This window comes from Ewingella sp. S1.OA.A_B6 (assembly GCF_049889095.1).
Classification (GTDB): domain Bacteria; phylum Pseudomonadota; class Gammaproteobacteria; order Enterobacterales; family Enterobacteriaceae; genus Ewingella.
In genome coordinates this window covers 55,167-79,579 of record NZ_JBLJFK010000015.1, presented here as the reverse complement: position 1 = coordinate 79,579, position 24,413 = coordinate 55,167, and the positions used below count along the sequence as shown (strand labels likewise).

Genomic DNA, 24,413 nt, shown 5'->3' with positions numbered 1-24,413 from the left:
TTGCAGCTTTGTTGGCTGCCTTTATTCACCCCGGTCACATGGTTGGCCATGCTCCCGGGGATTCATGCAGTTGCCGCCGCGCTGCAACTCGAATTATTTAGGGTATCCCACTTGAATATACTTCAAGCTGCAGCTTTGTTGGCTGCCTTCATCCATCCCGGTCAAAAAATGAACTTTTGTAAATAACCACAATATTTTTTTACCATTGTTATTTCGACCAAAATGAACTTCGGGTTTTTAATAATATCTCAGTACCACGACTACCAAGCAGGGCGACCAGTGACGGTTGCCAAATATAATTTTAAAAACTCATTAAAGAGATCACGACTGATGAAAAAATCTACTCTATTCCTGAGCGCATTAGCGTTAAGTATTGGTATGGCTGTGGCCCCTGTTTCATCGGCGTTTGCCGCAGAAACGGCGTCTTCAAGCACAACGCAAGTTCCAAGCCTGGCACCTATGCTGGAAAAAGTGATGCCTTCCGTGGTCAGTGTGAACGTTGAAGGCAGCGCGGATGTGAAAACGCCGCGCATGGGTCAGCAGTTCCAACAGTTCTTCGGTCAGAATTCACCGCTGTGTCAGGATGGCTCGCCGTTCCAGGGTTCTCCTGTTTGTCAGGGGGGCGCTCAGGGACCGGACGGTGCCCAGCAGGCGCCTCAGCAGCAGAAAGAGGATTTCCGCGCACTGGGTTCTGGTGTGATCATCGACGCAGATAAAGGCTATGTGGTAACCAACAATCACGTGGTAGAAAACGCCACCAAAATTACCGTACAGCTGAATGATGGACGTAAATTTGAAGCCAAAGTGATCGGTAAGGATCCGCGCTCAGATATCGCGGTTATCCAGCTGATTGATGCGAAAAACCTGACGGCGATTAAAATTGCGGACTCTGAGCAGCTGCGCGTCGGTGACTACACCGTGGCTATCGGTAACCCTTATGGTTTAGGCGAAACGGCTACGTCGGGTATCGTTTCTGCGTTGGGACGCAGCGGGCTGAACATCGAAAACTACGAAAACTTTATCCAGACTGATGCCGCCATTAACCGTGGTAACTCCGGTGGTGCGCTGGTGAACTTAAACGGTGAACTGATTGGTTTGAACACTGCTATCCTCGCGCCGGACGGCGGTAACATCGGTATCGGTTTTGCGATCCCAAGTAACATGGTGAAAAATCTGTCCAAGCAGATGATCGAATTTGGTCAGGTGAAACGCGGTGAGCTGGGCATTATGGGCACCGAGCTGAACTCTGAACTGGCGAAAGCCATGAAGGTCGATGCACAACGCGGCGCCTTCATCAGCCAGGTTATGCCGAAGTCTGCTGCTGAAAAAGCCGGGATCAAAGCCGGTGACGTTATCCTGAGCATGAACGGTAAACCTATCAGCAGCTTCGCGTCCTTCCGCGCTGATATTGGTACGCTACCAATTGGCACCAAAGTGACGCTGGGCCTGTTACGCGAGGGTAAACCGGTTAACGTTGAGGTGACTATTGAGCAGAGTACGCAAACGGCGAAAGTCGATTCCGGCAATATTTATGTCGGTATCGAAGGTGCTGAACTGAGCAATGGTCAGGCTGGCACGCAGAAAGGTGTGAAAGTGGATGCGGTGAAACCGGGCAGTGCAGCAGCACGTATTGGCCTGAAAAAGGATGATGTGATCCTTGGTATCAACCAGCAGAAAATCGCCAACTTGGGCGAACTGCGTAAGATCCTCGACAGTAAGCCTTCCGTACTGGCGCTGGATATTCAACGCGGTGACACGTCAATCTACCTATTAGCGCAGTAATTATTTGCGGGCGGCAGCCCCACATCACTCAGGCACGCTTTGGCGTGCCTTTTTTTATACGACGACCCGATACCGTGACGCAAAAACTGTGACTTTACCCGCAACTCCTGCGTGTTCTTTGACGCTTTGGGCATTTGCATAATGTTTGGCGCAGAGCCGCTGGGTATGCTGTTCGATCATTGATCACATAGCAGGAGCAGCAGTTCATGGCAGCGTACCATCTCGATGCAAAACTGGCGCAGCAAATCGTAGCCCGTACGATGCAAATCATTGATAGTAATGTGAATGTCATGGATGGGCGTGGCAGGATCATTGGTAGCGGTGACGATCAGCGTCTTGGGGAATTGCACGAAGGGGCGCTGTTGGCGATATCACAGAAGCGGATTGTGGATATTGATGACGGTGTTGCCCGGCATTTGCACGGGGTTCGGCCAGGCATTAATTTGCCGCTGCGTATTGATGGCGAAATTGTCGGTGTAATTGGCCTGACTGGCAACCCGACTCAGCTACGCCAGTATGGCGAACTGGTATGCATGACGGCAGAAATGATGCTCGAACAGGCACGCTTGCTGAATATGCTAGCGCAGGACAGCCGGCTGCGCGAAGAGCTGGTGCTGAATCTAATCCGCGCTGATGCGCTTTCACCCGCGCTAAACGAATGGGCACAGCGTCTCGGTATTGACCTGAATAAACCGCGTATTGTCGCTGTGGTGGAAGTCGACAGTGGCCAACTGGGCGTTGACAGCGCCATGGAGGAACTTCAGCAGTTGCAAACCCTGCTGACCACGCCCGAGCGCGACAATCTGATCGCCATCGTGTCGTTGACAGAAATGGTCGTGCTCAAACCTGCGCTCAATAACTTCGACCGCTGGGACCCGGAAGCGCATCGCCAGCGCATCGATCACCTCTTATCACGCATGACTGAAACCGGGCGTTTGCGTATCCGCATTTCTCTTGGCAACTACTTCACGGGTCCTGGCAGCATTGCGCGCTCCTACCGCACCGCGCGAACCACGATGAGCGTCGGCAAACAGCGGATGCCGGAGCAGCGTAGTTACTGTTATCAGGATCTGGTTCTGCCCGTGCTGCTCGACAGTCTGCGCGGTGGCTGGCAGGCCGATGAACTTGCGCGCCCGCTGGCACGGTTGAAATCGATGGATAACAACGGCCTGTTGCGGCGCACGCTCTCCTCGTGGTTCAACAATAACGTTCACCCTACTGCGACCTCCAAGGCGCTCTACATTCACCGCAATACCCTGGAATATCGCCTCAACCGCATCTCGGAACTCACCGGATTGGATCTGGGGAATTTTGACGATCGTCTGCTGCTCTATGTCGCCTTACAACTGGACAATGATCGCTGAGACTAACCTCACCGGGATCACAATCCTGGGGTATTTCGTGAGCTGTTTCGCATTGCTCTGTGCATCCGCCATAAGAAAACTGTAATTCTGAATTTATGCTTGTTGGTTTGCCTAATGAGTCGCCATGGGGTTGTTCATATACTCGATCTGACTTTTCCCCCACTCCCTCTGAACCCTGCATGTTCTGTGAGGAGTGAATTTTGCCTGGCGAGTTATTCTGGAGAACACCATGGATACATTAAGCTCAGCGGCGAGCGTCACACATAAAAGAACTAACGCCCGCTACTGGATAGTGGTGATGTTATTTATCGTCACCTCCTTCAACTACGGCGACCGCGCGACGCTGTCGATTGTCGGTTCCGCGATGTCCAAAGATATCGGCCTTGATTCAGTCGGTTTGGGTTACATCTTCTCGGCTTTTTCGTGGGCCTACGTCATTGGGCAAATTCCCGGTGGCTGGTTGCTGGATAAGTTCGGTTCGAAGAGAGTCTATTTCTACAGCATCTTTATCTGGTCGCTGTTCACGCTGTTACAGGGCTTTGTAGATGTTTTCAGCGGCTTTGGCATTGTGGTGTCGTTGTTTGCCCTGCGCTTTATGGTCGGGCTGGCTGAAGCGCCGTCGTTCCCTGGCAACAGCCGTATCGTTGCGGCCTGGTTCCCGGCGCAAGAGCGTGGAACCGCCGTGTCTATTTTCAACTCAGCCCAGTACTTCGCGACGGTGATCTTCGCGCCAATTATGGGCTGGCTGACGCAGGCTGTCGGCTGGTCGCACGTGTTCTTCTTTATGGGCGGACTGGGGCTCATCCTCAGCTTTGTCTGGCTGAAAGTGATCCATGATCCGAAAGATCATCCGGGCGTGAATCAGGCTGAACTCGACTACATGGAAGCCGGTGGTGCACTGATCAATATGGATCAGAAAAGCACTAAAAAAATCAGCGTCAAAGGTGAAAAACTTTTCCAGATTAAGCAGTTATTGAAATCGCGAATGATGATTGGTGTGTATATCGGCCAGTTCTGCATTAACGCCATCACTTACTTCTTTATCACTTGGTTCCCGGTGTATCTGGTGCAGGCGCGCGGTATGTCGATCCTCAAAGCGGGTATGGTGGCATCGGTTCCGGCGATTTGCGGTTTCCTCGGCGGCATACTCGGCGGTGTTATTTCCGATTACCTGATGCGCAGAACCAACGATCTGACGTTTGCCCGTAAAGCGCCGATTGTTATCGGTATGCTGCTTTCCATTTCTATGGTGGCCTGCAACTACGTGGACAGTGAATGGATGGTGGTCGGTGTTATGGCTTTCGCTTTCTTCGGCAAGGGGTTGGGTGCGCTGGGTTGGGCAGTAATGGCAGATACCGCGCCAAAAGAGATCAGTGGCCTGAGCGGCGGTTTGTTCAATATGTTCGGTAACATTTCCGGCATCATCACGCCCATTGCCATCGGTTACATCATCGGCACGACCGGTTCTTTCAACGGCGCGCTGATTTATGTCGGCATCCACGCCTTACTGGCGGTGGTTAGCTATCTATTTATTGTGGGCAAAATCGAGCGTATTCAACTGCGCCCTTTTGTCAGCCCTGAGGCATCAGGAGGAAAATGAAGATGAGCTCGCAGCACTCTCCAATTATTACCGACATGCAGGTGATCCCTGTTGCCGGCCACGACAGTATGTTGATGAACATCGGTGGTGCACACGGCGCATATTTCACCCGTAACATCGTGATTCTGAAAGACAGCGCCGGGCATACCGGCGTTGGTGAAGCGCCGGGCGGTGAGGTGATTTACAACACGCTGTGTGAGGCTATCTCGCAGGTTAAAGGCCAGGAAGTGGCGCGTATGAACCGGTTGGTGCATCAGATTCACACCGGTAATCAGTCCTCCGATTTTGACTCTTTTGGCAAAGGTGCATGGACTTTCGAACTGCGTGTAAATGCCGTTGCGGCGCTGGAGGCAGCGCTGCTTGACCTGCTGGGCCAGTTCCTCGGTGTGCCCGTATGCGAGCTGCTCGGGCCGGGTAAACAGCGCGATGAAGTGACTGTCCTCGGTTATTTGTTCTACATCGGTGACCGGCAGAAAACCGACTTACCTTATCTCGACGGTACTCAAAAACAGGGTCACGACTGGTATCGCATGCGCCATCAGGAAGCGATGAGCAGCGACGCCGTTGTCCGGCTGGCTGAAGCGGCGCAGGACCGGTACGGCTTTAAAGACTTCAAACTGAAGGGCGGCGTACTGCCGGGTGAAAAAGAGATTGAGGCGGTATGCGAACTGGCTAAACGCTTCCCCGAGGCGCGTATTACGGTCGATCCTAATGGAGCCTGGCTGCTGGATGAAGCTATAGATCTCTGCAAAAACATGCAGGGGATCCTCAGTTATGCGGAAGATCCGTGCGGTGCTGAGCAGGGTTTCTCCGGCCGTGAAGTGATGGCCGAGTTCCGCCGCGCGACCGGTTTGCCAGTCGCCACGAATATGATCGCCACTAACTGGCGCGAAATGCAGCATGCGGTGATGTTGCAGGCGGTGGATATCCCGCTGGCCGACCCGCATTTTTGGACCATGCACGGCGCGGTTCGCGTCGCACAACTCTGCGATGACTGGGGCTTGACCTGGGGTTGCCACTCGAATAACCACTTCGATATTTCGTTGGCGATGTTCACCCACGTTGGTGCTGCTGCACCGGGTAAACCGACGGCGATTGACACGCACTGGATCTGGCAGGAGGGCGATCAGCGCCTGACCAAAGAGCCGTTGCAGATTGTTAACGGTAAAATCAAAGTGCCTGAAAAACCGGGGCTGGGTGTCGAGATCGACATGGACAGGATCCGTCAGGCGCACGAGTTATATCAAAAATTGCCTGGCGGCTCGCGCAATGACGCCGCCGCCATGCAATACCTGATCCCCGGCTGGACTTTTGATCGCAAACGCCCGGCGCTTGGACGCTGACGCTTCGTCACTTTCCAATAGTTTTTGATAAGGACGCGAATATGACCACCTCTTCTACCCCAAAAATTGTCTCCATGCAGGTGATCCCGGTTGCCGGTCACGACAGTATGTTGCTTAATCTCAGTGGCGCGCATGCGCCTTACTTCACCCGTAATATCCTGATCCTCACAGATAACAGCGGTAATACCGGCGTCGGAGAAGTGCCGGGCGGTGAGAAAATTCGCCAGACGCTGGAAGACGCACAACCGCTGGTGGTGGGGAAAACGCTGGGCGAGTACAAGAATGTCATGACCGCCGTGCGCAGCCAGTTTGCCGGCCGCGATGCAGATGGGCGCGGATCACAAACCTTTGACCTGCGTACCACCATTCACGTGGTGACCGCGATTGAAGCAGCAATGCTGGATCTGCTCGGGCAGTATCTTCACGTCAGCGTAGCCTCCCTGCTCGGCGACGGCCAGCAACGCGACGCAGTCGAAATGCTCGGTTATCTGTTCTACATCGGCGACCGCAACAAAACGGATTTGCCGTACCTGAATCAGTCCGGTGAGCGTTGCGACTGGTACCGTCTGCGTCACGAGATGGCGCTGGATGCTGACAGCATTGTACGTCTGGCCGAAGCTTCCTACGAAAAATATGGTTTCAACGATTTCAAACTGAAAGGCGGCGTACTGCGCGGCAGCGAAGAGGCCGAAGCTGTGACGGCGCTGTCGAAACGTTTCCCACAGGCACGCATTACGCTGGATCCGAACGGTGCATGGTCACTTAACGAAGCCATCGGCTTAGGCAAACAGCTGCGCGGCGTGCTGGCTTATGCGGAAGACCCGTGCGGTGCAGAGCAGGGCTTTTCTGGGCGCGAAGTGATGGCTGAATTCCGTCAGGCTACCGGGATGCCGACCGCCACCAATATGATTGCCACTGACTGGCGACAGATGGGCCACACCATCCAGTTGAAATCTGTGGATATCCCGCTGGCTGATCCGCATTTCTGGACCATGCAGGGATCGGTTCGCGTTGCACAGATGTGCCACGAATGGGGCCTGACCTGGGGGTCGCACTCCAACAACCACTTCGATATTTCATTGGCGATGTTCACCCACGTTGCCGCCGCCGCACCGGGCAAAATCACCGCGATCGACACCCACTGGATCTGGCAGGAGGGTGATCAACGCCTGACCAGAGAGCCGTTACAAATCAAAGGCGGCATGGTGAGAGTACCGGAAAAACCGGGCCTCGGCGTCGAACTTGATATGGACCAGGTGATGAAAGCCCATGAGCTGTACAAGAATATGGGGTTGGGGGCGAGGGATGATGCCATGGGAATGCAATACTTGATCCCAGGATGGGGGTTTGATCCAAAGAAACCGTGTTTAGTACGGTAACTGTTTTTAATTTCAAATTTCAATTTAAGATCAAAACCTTGGGTTGCCACCCAAACTGGCTTTAAGAGGCGCCTATCGCCGCGCCTCTTAAAAATCTCCGGCTCTTTTTAAAACAGCAGCTGCGCTGGTCACAATGGCCGTGTTTCAGGTACCACAGAGATAGCCGCAAAATGTCATCGCTCCGCGATGCCCGGCTGCGGGTTTGAGCCAACGGTAAAGACGTTGTCTCGCCACCGACTTGCCAGTGACATTTTGAATGCGGCCGAAGCTTCTTCAAAATCCCAAACCCAAACCCAAACCCAAACCCAAACCCAAACCCAAACCCAAACCCAAATTCAAATTCAAATTCAAATTCAAATTCAAATTCAAATTAAAAACCAGACTGGTATTCGTTTTAAAAAAAGCCTGGGCCGCGTTCAAAACGACGTCGAATAAGAGGTGGAAAACCGCGAGTGTATTTGCGCGGGTTGTAACCCGCGATGAGAGAACCGCGTAGCGGCGGAGTTTGTGGCTATCGTCTTGGCCTCTGAAACACGGCCATTGTGACCAGCGCAGCTGCCGGTGTCTCATGAAAAAGCGCGGAGTCCAGAGGCCCGCGCGATTGCGGGTCTCTGGTCGGTGTGGGCCGACGCCCACGACCTTGATTTGAAGTTGACCTTGAAGTTAAACGTTTTACTCAGCTTTTTCAAAAGCTGAAAGGGGTGTTAAGTCACCGGTGCCGGATTGAACACCGCCAGGGCATTATGGATCCCCCATTGATCTGACCAGGTTTTCTTACGACCGCTGGCTATGTCCAGAATAAAGTGGAACAGCTCCCAACCGACGTCCTCGATAGTGGCGTCACCGGTGGCGATGGTGCCGGCATTGATGTCCATTAAATCAAACCAGCGATTTGCCAGGGCGGTGCGGGTCGCCATTTTTATTACTGGCACGGCGACCAGACCATAAGGGGTGCCGCGTCCGGTGGTGAAGACCTGAATCGTTATGCCAGATGCCAACTGCTGGGTGCCGCAGACAAAATCACTGGCCGGAGTTGCCGCGAAGATCAGCCCTTTTTTGGTCGGACGCTGCCCCGGTGACAACACTTCTGAAATCGCGCTGGTGCCAGATTTTGCAATCGAGCCGAGTGCTTTTTCCACAACGTTGGCCAGCCCGCCTTTCTTATTGCCCGGCGACGGGTTGGCGCTGCGATCGGTTTGCCCCAGCGACAGGTAATTATCGTACCAGGCCATTTCTTCGAGCAGGCGCCTACCGACGCTTTCATCTGCCGCGCGCGGTGTGAGCAGATGAATTGCATCACGCACTTCGGTCACTTCTGAGAACATGACAGTGCCACCGCAGCGGACCAGCAGATCGGACGCATAACCGACGGCAGGATTAGCGGTGACGCCGGAGAAAGCATCGCTGCCACCGCACTGCATACCGACGACTAAATCTGATGCCGGACACGTTTCCCGTTGGCGGCGATTAAGTCGCTCAAGATAATGGCGGGCCACATTCAGGATGTCGTCAACCATGGACTGAAAGCCGACGTGCTGTTCGTCCTGTAAGCGCACTATGTGCACATTGTCGAGCGAAATGGGCTGAATATCGGGTGTGCCTTCCAGCAGGCGTTCGGGCTGTAACTTTTCACAGCCGAGGCCAACGACCATCACTTCACCGCCGAAATTTGGATTGAGCGCCAAATTGTGGATGGTACGGATGGGAATGACTGCCGCTGGTGCGTTTATCGCCACACCGCAGCCGTACAAATGATTCAATGCGACGACGCCGTCGACGTTCGGGAACTGCGGCAGTAAATCACGTTCGATAATTTTAACCACGTAATCGACCACGCCCGCTACGCACTGCACGCTGGTGGTGATGGCCAGCAAATTCTTGGTGCCAACGCTGCCGTCTGCGTTGCGGTAACCCTCAAAAGTATAGCCTTCCAGCGGCGGTAGCGGGGCGGGAACGCGGTTGGCCAGCGGCAATGTGTCGAGCGGCGGTGCCACCGGCAGTTCCACCAGTGACTCGTCGATCCAGCTGCCGCGGGCGATATCGCGCAGGGCATAGCCGATGACTTCGCCATAACGAAGGATGTCGCCGCCTTTGGCTATCGGCAACAGCGCCACTTTGTGGCCCTGTGGGATGTGCTCGATTAATTCAAGACCGCAGGAGAAACGGGTACCGGCGGTTAATCCGTTGTCATTCACAATAATAGCGACGTTGTCACTGGGATGCACTTTAATAAATAGCGCTTCAGAGGCCTGTTCTTTTGGACATGACATAGCTGTCTCCGCTGAGGGAATAATATTGCTGCACATTAACCGGTCTATTCTAAGGTCATCATGTGGGTGTGTTCATCGGGCATATGACCAGTTTCTCGCGCTTTTATTCCGCCGTGATTGGGGCAACTGACATACGCTTTGTGACTCTGGTCACTGTCTGTTTTTTGCGAATAAATCGTCGGGCATGATTTGTGATTCCTCTCTCATCGCGATGGGTAAACGCCACGAAAAACCTTTTCCTGCGCGCAGAATATTGGGCTTATGCCCAATGCCATTCGCCGGGCTTATTTTTATACTGCTTTACCATATCAGTGGGCGTTAATGAGGGCGTGCTGTTTGCCGCTGTCTGTTAAATCCGCTCCCTTTATATATCTGAGGTACCGAGGTAACTATGAGTGATCAGCTGATTCCAAACCGTTTCCGTCAGGACTTATTGCAAGGTAAAACCCTGATTGGTTGTTGGGCCGCCATCGGCAGTGCCTATGCTACCGAGGTACTGGGCGTGGCCGGGTTTGACTGGGTGTTACTGGATGGGGAGCACGCGCCCAATGACATCACTACCTTTGTTCCGCAACTGATGGCGTTGAAGGGCAGCAAAAGTGCGCCCGTTGTCCGCCCGCCGTGTAATGAGCCTGTGGTGATTAAACGCCTGCTGGATATCGGCTTCTACAACTTTCTGATCCCGTTTGTGGAAACACAGCAACAGGCTGAGCTTGCCGTCGCGGCCACTCGCTATCCACCCGCCGGGATCCGCGGCGTGTCGGTGTCGCATCGCAGCAATATGTTTGGCACCGTGCCGGATTACTTCACCCAGATTAATGACAACATCACCGTAATGTTGCAGATAGAAAGTCAGGCCGGGCTCGACAACCTTGACGCCATTGCGGCCGTCGAGGGTGTGGATGGCATCTTCGTCGGCCCGAGCGATTTGGCCGCTGCGTTGGGACATCTTGGTCAGGCCGGGCATCCGCAGGTGCAGGAGGCTATCCGCCACATTTTTGCCCGTGCCAAAGCTCAGGGTAAAGCCAGCGGGATCCTGGCGCCGGTCGAAGCCGATGCCCGCCGTTATCTCGAATGGGGTGCCACCTTTGTCGCTGTCGGCAGTGATTTAGGCATTTACCGCGCCGGTACGCAGGCACTGTGCGATCGTTTCACCAAATAAATAAAGAGGTTAGCAGCATGAAAATTGGATTTATTGGTTTAGGTATCATGGGTAAACCCATGAGTAAAAACCTGCTGAAAGCCGGTTATCAACTGGTTGTACTGGACAATAATCAACAGGCCATGCAGGAGTTGATTGACACTGGGGCCAGCCAGGCTGAGACGCCGAAAGCGGTGGCCGAACAGAGCGACATCATCATTACCATGCTGCCCAATTCACCGCAGGTGAAACAGGTGGTGCTGGGCGAAAACGGTATTATTGAAGGTGCGCGTGCGGGGACGATTGTCATCGATATGAGTTCTATAGCACCGCTGGCGAGCCGTGAAATCAGTCTGGCACTGGCGGGAAAACAGGTCGCCATGCTCGATGCTCCCGTCTCTGGCGGAGAACCCAAAGCCATCGATGCGACCCTGTCCGTGATGGTTGGTGGCGACAAAGCGGTGTTCGAGAAGTGCTACGAACTGATGAAGACCATGGCCGGTTCCGTCGTTCATACCGGTGATATTGGCGCGGGTAACGTCACCAAACTGGCAAATCAGGTGATTGTGGCGCTTAACATTGCCGCGATGTCCGAAGCGCTGGTGTTGGCCACTAAGGCTGGTGTTGATCCTAATCTGGTTTTTCAGGCCATTCGTGGCGGGCTGGCGGGCAGTACTGTTTTAGACGCTAAAGCGCCGATGGTGATGGATCGCAATTTCAAACCAGGTTTCCGTATTGATTTACATATTAAAGACTTAGCTAATGCGCTGGACACGTCCCACAGCGTGGGCGCGCAGTTGCCGCTGACCTCTCTGGTGATGGAAATGATGCAGGCGCTGAAGGCAGATGGCCACGGACAATCTGACCATAGCGCGATTGCACGCTATTATGAAAACTTAGCGAAGGTTGAAGTTACCCGATAGTCATTACGGATGACGGCGCAGATAGCGCGCCGTTTTACTGTGTGGCTAAATGAATAAACCAACAGGACGCTTTTCCACAGCGGCGCGTGCAATTGATGAAAATAGTGATCGCACCGGATTCATACAAAGAAAGTTTGTCTGCTTTGGACGTGGCAAAAGCCATTGAAAGTGGATTTCGCGAAATATTTCCTGATGCAGAGTACGTCAAACTGCCGGTCGCTGACGGTGGTGAAGGTACGGTTGAGGCTATGGTAGCGGCAACCGATGGCCGGGTGGTGAAGGTGAACGTTACCGGTCCGCTCGGGGAACCTCTTGAGGCTTTCTTTGGATTGTCGGGAGATGGAAAAGTCGCGTTCATCGAAATGGCAGCAGCCAGCGGGCTTGAAAGCGTCCCCAGCGCCAAACGTAATCCGCTGAAAACCACCTCTTTCGGTACCGGTGAATTGATTCACGCCGCGCTGGACTGTGGTGTGAAACATTGCATTATTGGCATTGGGGGGAGCGCCACTAACGATGGCGGATCCGGCATGGTGCAGGCGCTCGGTGCAAAGCTGCTGACTAAAGAGGGGCGGGATATTGGCTACGGTGGCGGAGAGTTGGCGAAGCTGGCAAGTATTGATGTCAGCGGGTTGGATCCTCGCATCAAAACCTGTCGTTTTGAAGTGGCCTGTGATGTGACTAACCCGCTGACCGGTAAGGACGGCGCTTCGGCAGTCTTTGGCCCGCAAAAAGGGGCCACGCCAGAGATGATCGAGCAGCTTGACGGTTACCTCAACCATTACGCCAAGGTGATCCGCCGGGATCTGCATATTGATGTAGATACCATCCCCGGTGGCGGTGCGGCGGGCGGCATGGGGGCAGCGCTGCATGCATTTTGTGGCGCAGAGCTGCGCCAGGGCATTGAGATTGTCACCGAAGCCCTCGGTCTGGACGCGCTGGTGAAGGACGCCACGCTGGTGATCACCGGCGAAGGGCGTATCGACAGCCAGAGCATCAATGGCAAGGTGCCTATCGGCGTAGCGCGGGTTGCTAAGCGCTATAACAAACCGGTGATTGCTATCGGCGGCAGCCTGACCAACGATGTCGACGTGGTGTTTGATCACGGACTGGACGCTGTTTTCAGCGTGCTGTACACCATTTGCACGCTGGAGGAAGCGCTGGAGAATGCGGCAGAAAATTTACGCAAGACGGCGCGTAACATCGCGGCCACCATCAGGCTGGCGCAAAAATTGTAGGCGAGGTGTGATCCTTTCGCACGGCCAAAACCGGCATCCGATGAAAATCTGTGCCGGTTTTTTATTTGTGATTTGCATCTTTACCCGCACGGGTCTGCTGCGATAGGTTTGAGGTATTGATTGTGCAACCACATCCTGGATGGAGAGCCTCCATGTCTGAACCTGATTTCTCTGAGCCTTATGATTTTTCTGAACTCTATGATTTATCCTCGTTGTATGACTTTTCTGCCCAGCCAGTAAACACTCAAACCAAAGGCCTCGGGGCGCTGCCAGTCGAAGCCTGCATGGCGGATATCGGCGAGCAAGGCTGGAACATTCTGCGCGAAGAGGTCAGTCTGCCGGTCGCGGTGTTGCTGGAAGAGCGCATCGAGCATAACTTGTCATGGATGCGTGAGTTTATCAGCCGCTATCACCTCAAGCTGGCACCTCACGGCAAAACCACCATGAGCCCGGAGCTTTACCAGTTGCAGCTGGATCACGGTGCCTGGGGCATTACGCTGGCAACAGCACCGCAGGTTAACGTGGCGTTTCAGCACGGTGTGCGCCGGGTGATTATGGCCAATCAGCTAACCGGCAAAGCCAACATGACACTGATTGGCGGACTGCTGTCCCGCGATACTGAATTCGACTTCACCTGTATCGTGGATTCCGCCGCTAACGTTGATTCGCTGGGCGACTTTTTCGCCGGGTGCGGGCAAAAATTGCGTGTTTTGCTTGAATATGGGGTAACGGGCGGGCGAACCGGCGTGCGTAATGCTGAACAGGAGCAGCAGGTGCTTGATGCCGTACAGCGCTGGCCACAGTCGATTTCACTGGTGGGTGTGGAGATTTATGAAGGTGTGATTGATGAAGAAGCGCCGATCCGCGCCTTTTTGCAACACGTCATGAGCCGTACTGAAGCACTGGCGCAGGCTGGCCTGTTTGCTGAGCCGACGGTCATTCTGACCGGTGCAGGGTCAGCATGGTACGACGTGGTGGCCGAGGAGTTCAGCCGAGACAACCAACACCTTGATGCCGCGCAGCGCTTCTCGCTTGAGGTGATACTGCGTTCCGGCTGCTACCTGACGCACGACGCAGGGATATATGAAAAGGCCAATCAGCGCATTCAGGCGCACAATCCCGTTGCACGTGAAATGAATAGCAGTCTGCAACCGGCCTTGCAAGTCTGGGCCTATGTGCAATCTTTGCCCGAACCGGGCCGGGCGATAATCGGTCTGGGAAAACGTGATGCCGGAGGTGACGCAGGCTTCCCGGTCGTGGCCGGGCATTTCCGCCCTGTGACTTCCGGTTCGACAGGCTACACCACGGTGGTTCCGGTACCAAAGACGTGGGAAATCGTCAAAATGATGGACCAGCACGCTTTTATGTCGCTGCCGCCACAGGCGGATATTCAGGTGGGTGACATGCTGTTATTTGATATTTCACATCCGTGTCTGACCTTTGATAAATGGCGACAGTTGTTACGCGTGAACGAGCAGTGGGACGTGACCGGTGCGGTGACCACCTGGTTCTGACCGATTCACTGATGTCAGATAAAAAACTGGCCAGATGGCCTTCTCTATATTCATGCGGTCCTATGCACCATCTCATACGGTTATGGTTGATTCAGTATCAAAATCTCTTCCGGAAGTGAGATTTCAAGCAAACCTTAACCGATGAAAACCTAGGTTTTCAGATGTAATTGGGCCGCACGGGTAACATTCTCGATTTCATCCAGCAATTCAAACCATTCGGGTTCCAGCTCGCCAGCCGGGACGTTATTGCGCAATTGCTGCTCAATGTAAAAACAGAGCTGCTTCAGACGCGGTACACCGCTGTAGCTACAACTGCCGTGCAGTTTATGGATCAGTGACAGAATGTCAGGATCGGCTTCTCCCCGTGCCACTGTGTTCACCCGTTCGCTGACCTGCGGCAGAAAATCCACCAACATTTGCAGCAGATCGCGGGCCAGTAACTCTTTGTTAGCTGACTGGCGCAGCGCCAGTTGCCAATCCAGCGTGCAGGCAGGCAGGTGGTTTTCTACCTGATTCAGCGGGGACTCCTGCGGCGTATGATGTGAGTAATGGCGCGCCAGCACCCGTTTGAGCATGCTTTCGTCAATCGGTTTTGCCAGATAATCATCCATGCCGACTTTCAGCAATTGTTCCCGTTCTCCGCTCAATGAGTGGGCGGTCACTGCGACAATCGGCGTTTTGGCATGATGTGGTAGCTGATGAATAATTTCGCTGGCGCGGATACCGTCGATGTTTGGCATCTGAATGTCCATCAGGATGATATCCAGATCGTTTTTACGTGCGACATCAATGGCCTCTTCGCCACTGTGGCAAAGTAGAGTATTTTCCACAAGCTCCTCTAGCAACGTTCCAATCAGCTTCAGGTTGGCCGGATTATCATCCACCGCCATGGCGGTCAGTGGCAGGCGTGAGGCTCTGGGAACCGTGGTATTCAACACCATGGTAGACGGACGTTCATCTAACAACAGCGGCATCAGGCGCAGGCTAGAGATGGGCTTTATCAGGCAGGCTTGTACACCACGCGTTTTGAGTACCTCAGCATCCACCTGGAATTCACTCGGCAGTGCCAGCAGTAGATTATCCGTCATTGTCAGCCCTTTTTGCAGTTGGGCGTCGTAGTCTGACCAGCGGTGATCGAGTTTGACTGGAATGCTGCACAGCATCAGGTCGTAATGTGGGTCGGGCAGGGCCTGAAGAGTCGTGCGGTGGACGACATCGAGCGGTGTTGATTGCAGGATCTCCAGCGTGGCTTTAGCTGCCGCCGGGTTAGATTCCACATAGGCCATACGTTTGCCTTCGAGGCAGGACATGGAGACTGGCGTAATGTGGCGGTTGTCGTTCAGCTCTAGCGTGATGTGGAACCAGAACGTAGAGCCGCGGTTGATCTGGCTGTAGAAGCTGATATCGCCGCCCATCTCCTTGACCAGCCGCTGAGTGATCACCAGGCCAAGTCCGGTACCGCCGTGACGACGTGAAATACTGGCATCTGCTTGTCGAAATGCCTGGAAAAGCTGCGACTGCTGACGTTCTGAAATGCCGATCCCCGTGTCATGGATTTGCACTTCCAATTCGACTTGTAAATTGTTTTGCGATCGCAATTCCACATTGATATCAATATTGCCATTTTCGGTGAACTTAATGGCATTTCCTAGTAAATTAGTCACCACTTGCTGCAGACGCATAGGGTCGCCCAGCACGCTTTCCGGTACGTTATTGTGCACGTTGAGAGTCAGCTCCAACCCTTTATCATGTGCTGTGTGCACCAGCAGAATCACCACTTCGTCGAGCATTTCACGTAATGAGAACGGGATATGTTCGAGTACCAGCTTACCGGCTTCTAACTTCGAGAAGTCGAGCACATCATTAATGATGGTCAGCAGGTTATTAGCTGAACGCTCAATGGTTTGCAGATAGTCAGCCTGGGTAGGCGAGAGCGGCGTTTTGAGTGTTTGGCGGGTGAAGCCAATCACGCCGTTGAGCGGAGTGCGCAATTCGTGGGACATGTTGGCGAGAAATTCAGATTTGATACGCGCCGCTTCTTGCGCACGTTTTTTAGCGAGATCCAGCTCGACGTTCTGAATCTCCATTTGTTCGAGGGTTTCACGCAAATCAGAGGTGGCCTGATCGATATTCTGTTGCACCTCTTCATGGTAGGCCGTCAGTGACATTGCCATCGAATTGATGCCATTTTTTAACATGCTCAACTCGCCGAGCATATTGCCTTCCACGCGGCTATCGAGTTGGCCGCGCCGTATACGGTCGACGGTATTGACCATGTTGCGTATCGGGCCAGTCACTTCACGCATCAGCCGGTAGGCAAATAAGGTGGCAATCCCCAGGCAAAGGAGCAGTAGCAGGGTGGAGATAACAGCTTCCTGATATTGCTGTAAACGCACCGAACTGAGATCCAACTCAATAGCGATGTACCCCAGATTGCGCCGCGGGGTGACCCCAGAAGCATCATCTTCTTCAGATGTGCCAAGATTTTCGGCAAAAATCGGCGTACGCAGGATAAGCGAGTTGTCGACGCGGTTTTGGGTTAGCTCTTTAGGAATATTCTTGAGCGAAGGCACCTGTAATACACTGTCGTCCCGCAGGGCGTTTGAGGTCACAAACAGTTTGTTATCACTGTCAAAAACGCTGATTGCCCGGACAATTCCCGAGTGATTGCGGTGCAGACGGTTGATCAGCTGTCTAACTGGATCGCGTTCGCGGGAGGTCATCCCGTACTCGCTGGCCACCGCAAGTGGCTCAATAATACTGGAGCCGGCATCGATCAACTGTTTTTGCAGCTCGTTATAGCGGTGCACCACAAAGAAGGTGCTGAGCAGCAGTCCAATCATTAATGTTGGTGCCAAAATTAAGATCATCATCCGTGCGCGGAGGCTATATTTGGTCATGAGGTTCCAATGTGGGATAATCAGTGGCTAATGTAAGCTTAATCAACCAGCGTGCAATCGACAATAATAGCTTGATTCTACCTCCTGTACCGCGATGTGACGACCCGGAAAACAGAAGCGAATCAGAAGGTATTGCTACGCTGGGAGCGAATGGGCAAGATAATGTCCTTCGCATGCGAAGACTTTGTTTATCAACCCGTCTGCCGCCAAACTGGCAGCAGAATCGTAGGGAGAGGGTATGGTTGCGGTAAGAAGTGCACATTTGAACACGGCAGGCGAGTTTGCGCTCGACGACTGGATCACCAGTTTAGGCCTCTCCAGCACGCAATCATGTGAGCGTTTAGCCGAAACCTGGCGCTACTGCGAACAACAGACTCAGGGCCATCCTGATGCTTCGTTGCTTTTGTGGCGAGGGTTGGAGATGGTCGAGATCCTCTCTACCCTCAGCATGGACAACGACAGCATGCGCGCAGCGCTGCTGTTCCCACTGGTGGATGTCGGCATCGTCGACGAAGAGACCCTGACACAACAGTTCGGTAAAAGCATCACCGATCTGGTCCACGGTGTGCGTGACATGGACGCCATTCGCCAGTTGAAAGCCACGCAAAATGATTCGATGGCCTCTGAGCAGGTCGACAATGTGCGCCGCATGTTGCTGGCGATGGTGGAAGACTTCCGCTGCGTGGTGCTCAAACTCGCTGAACGTATTGCCCACCTGCGCGAAGTGAAAGACGCGCCGGAAGAAGAGCGCGTTCTGGCCGCTAAAGAGTGCAGCAATATCTATGCACCGCTGGCTAACCGGTTGGGGATCGGCCAACTGAAGTGGGAGCTGGAAGATTTCTGTTTCCGCTACCTGCATCCTGACGAATACAAACACATCGCGAAACTGCTGCATGAACGTCGTATCGACCGTGAGCAGTATATCGATGATTTTGTCTCCACCGTGCGTGGTGCGATGGGTGAAGAGGGCATCAAAGTTGATGTCTATGGCCGACCAAAACATATCTACAGCATCTGGCGCAAGATGCAGAAAAAAGCGTTGTCATTTGATGAACTGTTCGATGTACGCGCGGTGCGTATCGTGGTCGAGCGTCTTCAGGACTGCTATGCGGCGTTGGGGATTGTACATACCCATTTCCGTCACCTGCCCGACGAGTTTGACGACTACGTTGCTAACCCGAAACCCAACGGTTATCAATCCATTCACACCGTGGTACTCGGGCCGCACGGTAAAACGCTGGAAGTACAAATCCGTACCCGCCAGATGCATGAAGACGCAGAGCTCGGCGTAGCGGCGCACTGGAAATATAAAGAAGGTACGGCAGTTGTCGGTGGCCGCAGTGGCGGCTATGAAGGACGTATTGCATGGCTGCGTAAGCTGATTGCCTGGCAGGAGGAGATGGCTGATTCGGGCGAAATGCTCGACGAAGTGCGCAGTCAGGTCTTCGACGACCGTGTTTACGTGTTTACCCCGAAAGGCGACGTTATCGACCTGCCGATGGGCTCAACGCCGCTCGATTTCGCCTACCACATTCATAGCGATGTTGGGCACCGTTGTATCGGTGCCAAAATTGGCGGGCGCATTGTGCCATTCACCTACCAGTTGCATATGGGTGACCAGATTGAAATTATCACTCAGAAGCACCCGAATCCGAGCCGCGACTGGCTGAATCCTAACCTCGGTTACGTCACGACGAGCCGCGGACGCTCGAAGATCCATAACTGGTTCCGTAAACAGGATCGCGACAAAAATATTATTGCCGGTAAACAGATCCTCGACGATGAGTTGGATCGTCTGGAAATCAGTATCAAAGATGCCGAGAAGCTGCTGTTGCCGCGCTACAATGTCAATTCGCTGGACGAAGTACTGGCTGCCATTGGCAATGGTGATATTCGTATCAATCAGATGGTTAACTTCCTGCAATCTCAGTTGAAAAAACCGAGTGCAGAGGAGCTTGACAAAGAAGCATTGCGCCAACTGACGCAAAAATCCACTCCGGCGCCGCAGCGTAACAGCGGAAAAGACAATGGCCGCGTGGTTGTCGAGGGTGTGGGTAATCTGATGCACCACATCGCACGTTGTTGCCAGCCGATCCCGGGCGATGAGATAGTCGGTTATATTACGCAGGGGCGCGGGATTTCGATTCACCGTGCCGACTGTGACCAACTGGAAGACTTGCGGCTGAATGCGCCAGAGCGCGTGGTGGATGCCGTATGGGGCGAAAGCTACTCCAGTGGCTATTCGCTGGTAGTGCGCGTGGTGGCCAACGACCGCAGCGGGTTATTGCGTGATATCACCACCATTCTGGCCAACGAAAAGGTCAACGTCTTGGGCGTTGCCAGCCGCAGCGACACCAAACAGCAACTGGCGACTATCGATATGGATATCGAGATTTACAACCCGCAAGTGCTTGGACGTGTTATTGCCAAACTCAACCAGTTGCCTGATGTGATTGACGCCAAACGTCTGCATGGCAGCTAAGTATTATCAGCTTGCAAGGCCCGCCCGTCGGGCCTTTCTTTTTCTCTGTATGCTTAAATTTTTTAACGGATATGGGTTATGACCTCAACTTCAGCACTCCAGCGCCTGCTTACCATCATGAAAACCTTGCGCGATCCGGCTGCAGGTTGTCCGTGGGACAAAGAGCAAACCTTCGCCACTATCGCACCTTATACGCTGGAAGAGACCTACGAAGTCCTGGATGCCATTGCCCGTAAAGACTATGACGACGTGCGCGATGAACTGGGTGACTTACTGTTTCAAGTGGTGTTTTACGCCCAGATGGCCAGTGAGCAAGGGCTGTTTACCTTCGACGATATTTGCCATGCTATCTCCGACAAACTTGAACGTCGCCATCCGCAGATTTTTGGTGGCGAGGCCGCTTGGTCGAAAGAGGCCAGCAGCAAGGACGTGTTGGTGAAGTGGGAAGCGCGCAAAGCGTTGGAAAGGGCCGATAAATCGCTGCATTCTGCCCTCGATGATATTCCTTCAGCATTGCCCGCGTTGATGAAGGCGCACAAAATTCAAAAGCGTTGCGCCAACGTAGGTTTTGACTGGACCACTCTCGGGCCTGTGTTAGACAAGGTGTATGAAGAGATCGACGAAGTGATGTTTGAAGCTAAACAGGCGGTTGTTGATGAAGATAAACTGGGGGAAGAGATTGGCGATCTGCTCTTCGCCACGGTCAATTTGTCTCGCCATCTTGGGCATAAAGCCGAGGATGCCTTGCAGGCTGCTAACCGCAAGTTCGAGCGCCGTTTCCGTCAGGTTGAGCAGATTATCCTTAACCAAGGGCTGACCATGGAGCAGGCCACGCTCGATCAGATGGAAGAGGCGTGGCAGCAGGTTAAGAAGGGCGAAGTCGTTAAACCCCTGCTCTGACTTTGATCGTCGACAAGATCTGCGTGAGCTGAAACGGTTAAGCTCAGGGTCAATAAGCAGAAAAAACCTGTTTTGAGAGTATTAAAGTCCAACAAATTGAAATCTAAGATGTTTTAGTACGTCATGCGAACAACACAGCACTTTTCACAAGCTAACTGGTTGTTTTTGAAAGAATGAGAGAGAAGAGTTAATAGGGTTAACCTTTCTGAACTGACGCTGAGGAAACGACGATGCACAGCAAAACCTTTATTTGTGGCGCACACAAGGTTCCGGTATACTGTTTTCCCGTCTTGGTTACTCCATCGTCTTTAAACCTAACCTCTCAGGTTCAGCATGACAACTAATTATATTTTTGTGACCGGCGGGGTCGTATCCTCTCTGGGTAAAGGCATTGCCGCAGCCTCTCTGGCGGCTATTCTAGAAGCCCGTGGCCTCAATGTGACCATGATGAAACTGGACCCGTATATCAACGTGGATCCAGGCACCATGAGTCCGACCCAACACGGCGAAGTCTTCGTTACCGAAGATGGCGCTGAAACGGATCTGGACCTCGGTCACTACGAGCGCTTTATTCGCACTAAAATGACCCGCCGCAATAACTTCACCACCGGCCGTATTTACTCCGACGTGCTGCGCAAAGAGCGCCGCGGCGATTATCTCGGCGCAACGATTCAGGTTATCCCACACATCACCAATAACATCAAAGAACGCATCATCGAAGGCGGCGAAGGCCATGATGTTGTGCTGGTGGAAATTGGCGGTACCGTCGGTGATATCGAATCCTTACCATTCCTGGAAGCTATTCGCCAGATGGCGGTGGACGTGGGCCGCGAACACACTCTGTATATGCACCTGACCCTGGTGCCCTACATGGCGGCGGCTGGTGAAGTGAAAACTAAACCAACCCAGCACTCCGTTAAAGAGTTGCTGTCGATTGGTATTCAGCCAGACGTGCTAATTTGTCGCTCAGACCGTGCCGTACCGGCCAATGAACGCGCTAAAATTGCTCTGTTCTGTAACGTGCCTGAAAAAGCCGTTATCTCGCTTAAAGATGTTGATTCCATTTATAAAATCCCGGCTCTATTGAAATCTCAGGGTCTTGACGACTATATTTGTAAGCGTTTCAACCTGACCCCGCCGGAAGCCAATCTTAGCGAATGGGAACAGGTTGTTTATGAGGAAGCTAATCCTGGTGGTGAAGTCACTATCGGGATGGTAGGCAAATATATTGAGCTGCCAGACGCTTACAAGTCTGTGATTGAAGCGCTCAAACACGGTGGGCTGAAAAATCGCCTGACAGTGAACATTAAACTTATCGATTCTCAGGATGTCGAAACGCGTGGTGTAGAAGTATTGAAAGGGCTGGACGCGATCCTTATCCCCGGTGGTTTCGGCTACCGTGGTGTGGAAGGCAAAGTGACCACCGCCCGCTATGCGCGTGAAAACAACATCCCTTACCTCGGCATCTGTCTGGGTATGCAGGTGGCATTGATGGAGTTTGCTCGCAACGTAGCGGGCATGGAAAATGCCAACTCAACCGAGTTTATGCCAGACTGTAAATTCCCTGTTGTTGCGCTGATCACCGAATGGCGCGATGAAGAAGGGAATGTTGAAGTTCGTTCTGAAGAGAGTGATTTAGGCGGCACCATGCGTGTGGGTGGACAGCAATGTCACCTTACAGAAGGTAGCTTGGTTCGCGAGATGTATGGCGAGCCGACAATAGTTGAACGTCATCGTCACCGTTACGAAGTAAACAATATGCTGCTCAAACAAATCGAAGCCGCAGGTTTACGCGTTGCAGGACGTTCTGGCGATAAGCAATTGGTGGAAATTATCGAGTTGCCAAACCATCCATGGTTTGTGGCTTGCCAGTTCCACCCTGAATTTACGTCAACGCCGCGTGATGGTCATCCGTTGTTTGCAGGCTTTGTGAAGGCTGCCGGTGAGTATCAGAAGCGTCAGGTAAAATAAAATACCAGGGAAGTGACGTTACAACGTTACGAGCCCAAAATAATTCGAATTGCATCAAGGCGGTAACTGAATGAATCCCTGGAGCTTACTCAGGTAAGTGACTGGGGTGAATGAAGGCAGTCAACGCAGAGGCAGTTTGAAGGATGAAGGGGCGTCACTTGTCTGAAGCTTTAGTTAACTTGTACTGAGGAAATCATAATGTCCAAAATCATTAAAGTCATTGGTCGTGAAATCATCGACTCCCGTGGTAACCCGACCGTAGAAGCTGAAGTTCATCTGGAAGGCGGTTTTGTTGGTCTGGCAGCTGCACCATCAGGCGCATCTACCGGTTCCCGTGAAGCACTGGAACTGCGTGACGGTGACAAATCTCGTTTCCTTGGCAAAGGCGTACTGAAAGCCGTTGCTGCAGTGAATGGCCCGATTGCTCAGGCTGTGATGGGTAAAGACGCGAAAGACCAAGCTAATATCGACAAGATCATGATCGATCTTGACGGTACTGAGAACAAATCTCAGTTCGGTGCCAACGCGATTCTGGCTGTTTCCCTGGCTGCTGCGAAAGCGGCTGCTGCTTCTAAAGGTCTGCCACTTTACGCTCACATCGCAGAACTGAACGGCACCCCAGGCAAATATTCTATGCCACTGCCTATGATGAACATCATCAACGGCGGCGAACATGCTGATAACAACGTTGATATCCAAGAGTTCATGATTCAGCCTGTTGGCGCAAAAACGCTGAAAGAAGCTGTTCGCATGGGTTCTGAAGTGTTCCACACCCTGGCTAAAGTTCTGAAGTCTAAAGGTATGGGTACTGCTGTTGGTGACGAAGGTGGCTACGCGCCAAACCTGGGTTCTAATGCAGAAGCTCTGGCTGTTATCGCTGAAGCGGTAAAAGCAGCAGGTTACGAGCTGGGTAAAGACATTACTCTGGCGATGGACTGTGCGGCATCAGAATTCTACAAAGACGGTAAATACGTTCTGGCTGGCGAAGGCAACAAAGCCTTCACTTCTGAAGAGTTTACTCACTTCCTGGAAGACCTGACCAAACAGTATCCAATCGTTTCTATCGAAGACGGTTTGGACGAGTCTGACTGGGATGGTTTTGCTTACCAGACTAAAGTTCTGGGCGACAAAATCCAGCTGGTGGGTGACGATCTGTTCGTAACCAACACCAAAATCCTGAAAGAAGGTATCGATAAAGGCATCGTTAACTCCATCTTGATCAAATTCAACCAGATCGGAACACTGACCGAAACTCTGGCTGCGATCAAAATGGCGAAAGATGCGGGTTACACTGCCGTTATCTCTCACCGTTCAGGCGAAACCGAAGATGCAACTATTGCCGATCTGGCAGTAGGTACTGCAGCAGGCCAGATCAAGACTGGTTCTATGAGCCGTTCTGACCGTGTTGCTAAGTACAACCAGCTGATTCGTATTGAAGAAGCGCTGGCTGCTCAGGGTACACCTGCGCCGTTCAACGGTCTGAAAGAAGTTAAAGGCCAGTAATTACTGCGCTTTTTAGACACTTTCATAAAAACCCGCTCCGGCGGGTTTTTTTATGGCTGAAATAAAGAGGCAGAAGAATTCTGCCATACTCATTTACAGCACAAGT

At 52.8% G+C, this 24,413-nt stretch carries 17 protein-coding genes; 15 read left to right on the top strand and 2 right to left on the bottom strand.

What is annotated here, in order from left to right:
- From ACMV8I_RS19575 to ACMV8I_RS19545, 7 genes are all read left to right on the top strand, one after another.
- Window positions 1-186 (top strand): hypothetical protein (locus ACMV8I_RS19575; RefSeq protein WP_498866862.1); only part of this gene is annotated, 186 nt, incomplete at its 5' end.
- Window positions 187-330: 144 nt separating this feature from the next.
- Window positions 331-1,782, top strand: a complete 1,452-nt coding sequence (gene degP, locus ACMV8I_RS19570) for a serine endoprotease DegP (protein WP_498866861.1) — start codon at window positions 331-333, stop codon at window positions 1,780-1,782.
- A gap of 206 nt (window positions 1,783-1,988) precedes the next feature.
- Window positions 1,989-3,146 carry a CdaR family transcriptional regulator gene (locus tag ACMV8I_RS19565; RefSeq protein WP_498866860.1) on the top strand — a complete coding sequence of 386 codons (1,158 nt, stop codon included), beginning with the start codon at window positions 1,989-1,991 and terminating at the stop codon, window positions 3,144-3,146.
- Between the two features lie 229 nt (window positions 3,147-3,375).
- Window positions 3,376-4,746, top strand: coding sequence for an MFS transporter (locus ACMV8I_RS19560; RefSeq protein ID WP_498866859.1), 1,371 nt, complete (start codon window positions 3,376-3,378; stop codon window positions 4,744-4,746).
- 2 nt (window positions 4,747-4,748) lie between these two features.
- Entirely contained in the window at window positions 4,749-6,089 is a 1,341-nt protein-coding gene (locus ACMV8I_RS19555; protein WP_498866858.1) for an enolase C-terminal domain-like protein, read from the top strand.
- A 41-nt stretch (window positions 6,090-6,130) separates the two neighbouring features.
- Window positions 6,131-7,468, top strand: coding sequence for a glucarate dehydratase (gene gudD, locus ACMV8I_RS19550; RefSeq protein WP_498866857.1), 1,338 nt, complete (start codon window positions 6,131-6,133; stop codon window positions 7,466-7,468).
- A gap of 222 nt (window positions 7,469-7,690) precedes the next feature.
- Window positions 7,691-7,903, top strand: a complete 213-nt coding sequence (locus tag ACMV8I_RS19545; RefSeq protein WP_498866856.1) for a hypothetical protein — start codon at window positions 7,691-7,693, stop codon at window positions 7,901-7,903.
- A gap of 269 nt (window positions 7,904-8,172) precedes the next feature.
- Here the strand turns inward: ACMV8I_RS19545 and garD are convergent, their stop codons facing one another.
- Window positions 8,173-9,738, bottom strand: a complete 1,566-nt coding sequence (gene garD, locus ACMV8I_RS19540; RefSeq protein WP_498866855.1) for a galactarate dehydratase — start codon at window positions 9,736-9,738, stop codon at window positions 8,173-8,175.
- Window positions 9,739-10,129: 391 nt separating this feature from the next.
- Here garD and garL point away from each other — a divergent pair, with 391 nt between their 5' ends.
- The 4 genes from garL to ACMV8I_RS19520 all read left to right on the top strand — a co-directional run bounded on the left by garL (window position 10,130) and on the right by ACMV8I_RS19520 (window position 14,551).
- Window positions 10,130-10,900, top strand: a complete 771-nt coding sequence (gene garL, locus ACMV8I_RS19535) for a 2-dehydro-3-deoxyglucarate aldolase (protein WP_498866854.1) — start codon at window positions 10,130-10,132, stop codon at window positions 10,898-10,900.
- Between the two features lie 17 nt (window positions 10,901-10,917).
- On the top strand, window positions 10,918-11,802 hold the full coding sequence (gene garR, locus ACMV8I_RS19530; RefSeq protein ID WP_498866853.1) for a 2-hydroxy-3-oxopropionate reductase: 885 nt from the start codon (window positions 10,918-10,920) through the stop codon (window positions 11,800-11,802).
- Window positions 11,803-11,897: 95 nt separating this feature from the next.
- Window positions 11,898-13,037, top strand: a complete 1,140-nt coding sequence (locus tag ACMV8I_RS19525; protein ID WP_498866852.1) for a glycerate kinase — start codon at window positions 11,898-11,900, stop codon at window positions 13,035-13,037.
- Between the two features lie 152 nt (window positions 13,038-13,189).
- Complete coding sequence (locus tag ACMV8I_RS19520) at window positions 13,190-14,551, top strand: amino acid deaminase (protein ID WP_498866851.1); 1,362 nt, start codon at window positions 13,190-13,192, stop codon at window positions 14,549-14,551.
- Between the two features lie 149 nt (window positions 14,552-14,700).
- Here the strand turns inward: ACMV8I_RS19520 and barA are convergent, their stop codons facing one another.
- Window positions 14,701-17,451: a two-component sensor histidine kinase BarA gene (barA, locus tag ACMV8I_RS19515; RefSeq protein WP_498866850.1), complete on the bottom strand. Its 2,751-nt coding sequence runs from the start codon at window positions 17,449-17,451 to the stop codon at window positions 14,701-14,703.
- 238 nt (window positions 17,452-17,689) lie between these two features.
- On the opposite strand from barA, the gene relA reads away from it, so the two are divergent.
- The 4 genes from relA (at window position 17,690) to eno (ending at window position 24,307) form a co-directional block, all read left to right on the top strand.
- Entirely contained in the window at window positions 17,690-19,933 is a 2,244-nt protein-coding gene (relA, locus tag ACMV8I_RS19510) for a GTP diphosphokinase (protein ID WP_498866849.1), read from the top strand.
- A gap of 78 nt (window positions 19,934-20,011) precedes the next feature.
- Window positions 20,012-20,833 (top strand): nucleoside triphosphate pyrophosphohydrolase, encoded by an 822-nt coding sequence (mazG, locus tag ACMV8I_RS19505; protein ID WP_498866848.1) that lies wholly within the window; start codon window positions 20,012-20,014, stop codon window positions 20,831-20,833.
- A 333-nt stretch (window positions 20,834-21,166) separates the two neighbouring features.
- On the top strand, window positions 21,167-22,804 hold the full coding sequence (gene pyrG / locus ACMV8I_RS19500) for a glutamine hydrolyzing CTP synthase (protein ID WP_498866847.1): 1,638 nt from the start codon (window positions 21,167-21,169) through the stop codon (window positions 22,802-22,804).
- Between the two features lie 198 nt (window positions 22,805-23,002).
- Window positions 23,003-24,307, top strand: coding sequence for a phosphopyruvate hydratase (gene eno / locus ACMV8I_RS19495; RefSeq protein WP_498866846.1), 1,305 nt, complete (start codon window positions 23,003-23,005; stop codon window positions 24,305-24,307).
- Window positions 24,308-24,413: the final 106 nt, after the last annotated feature.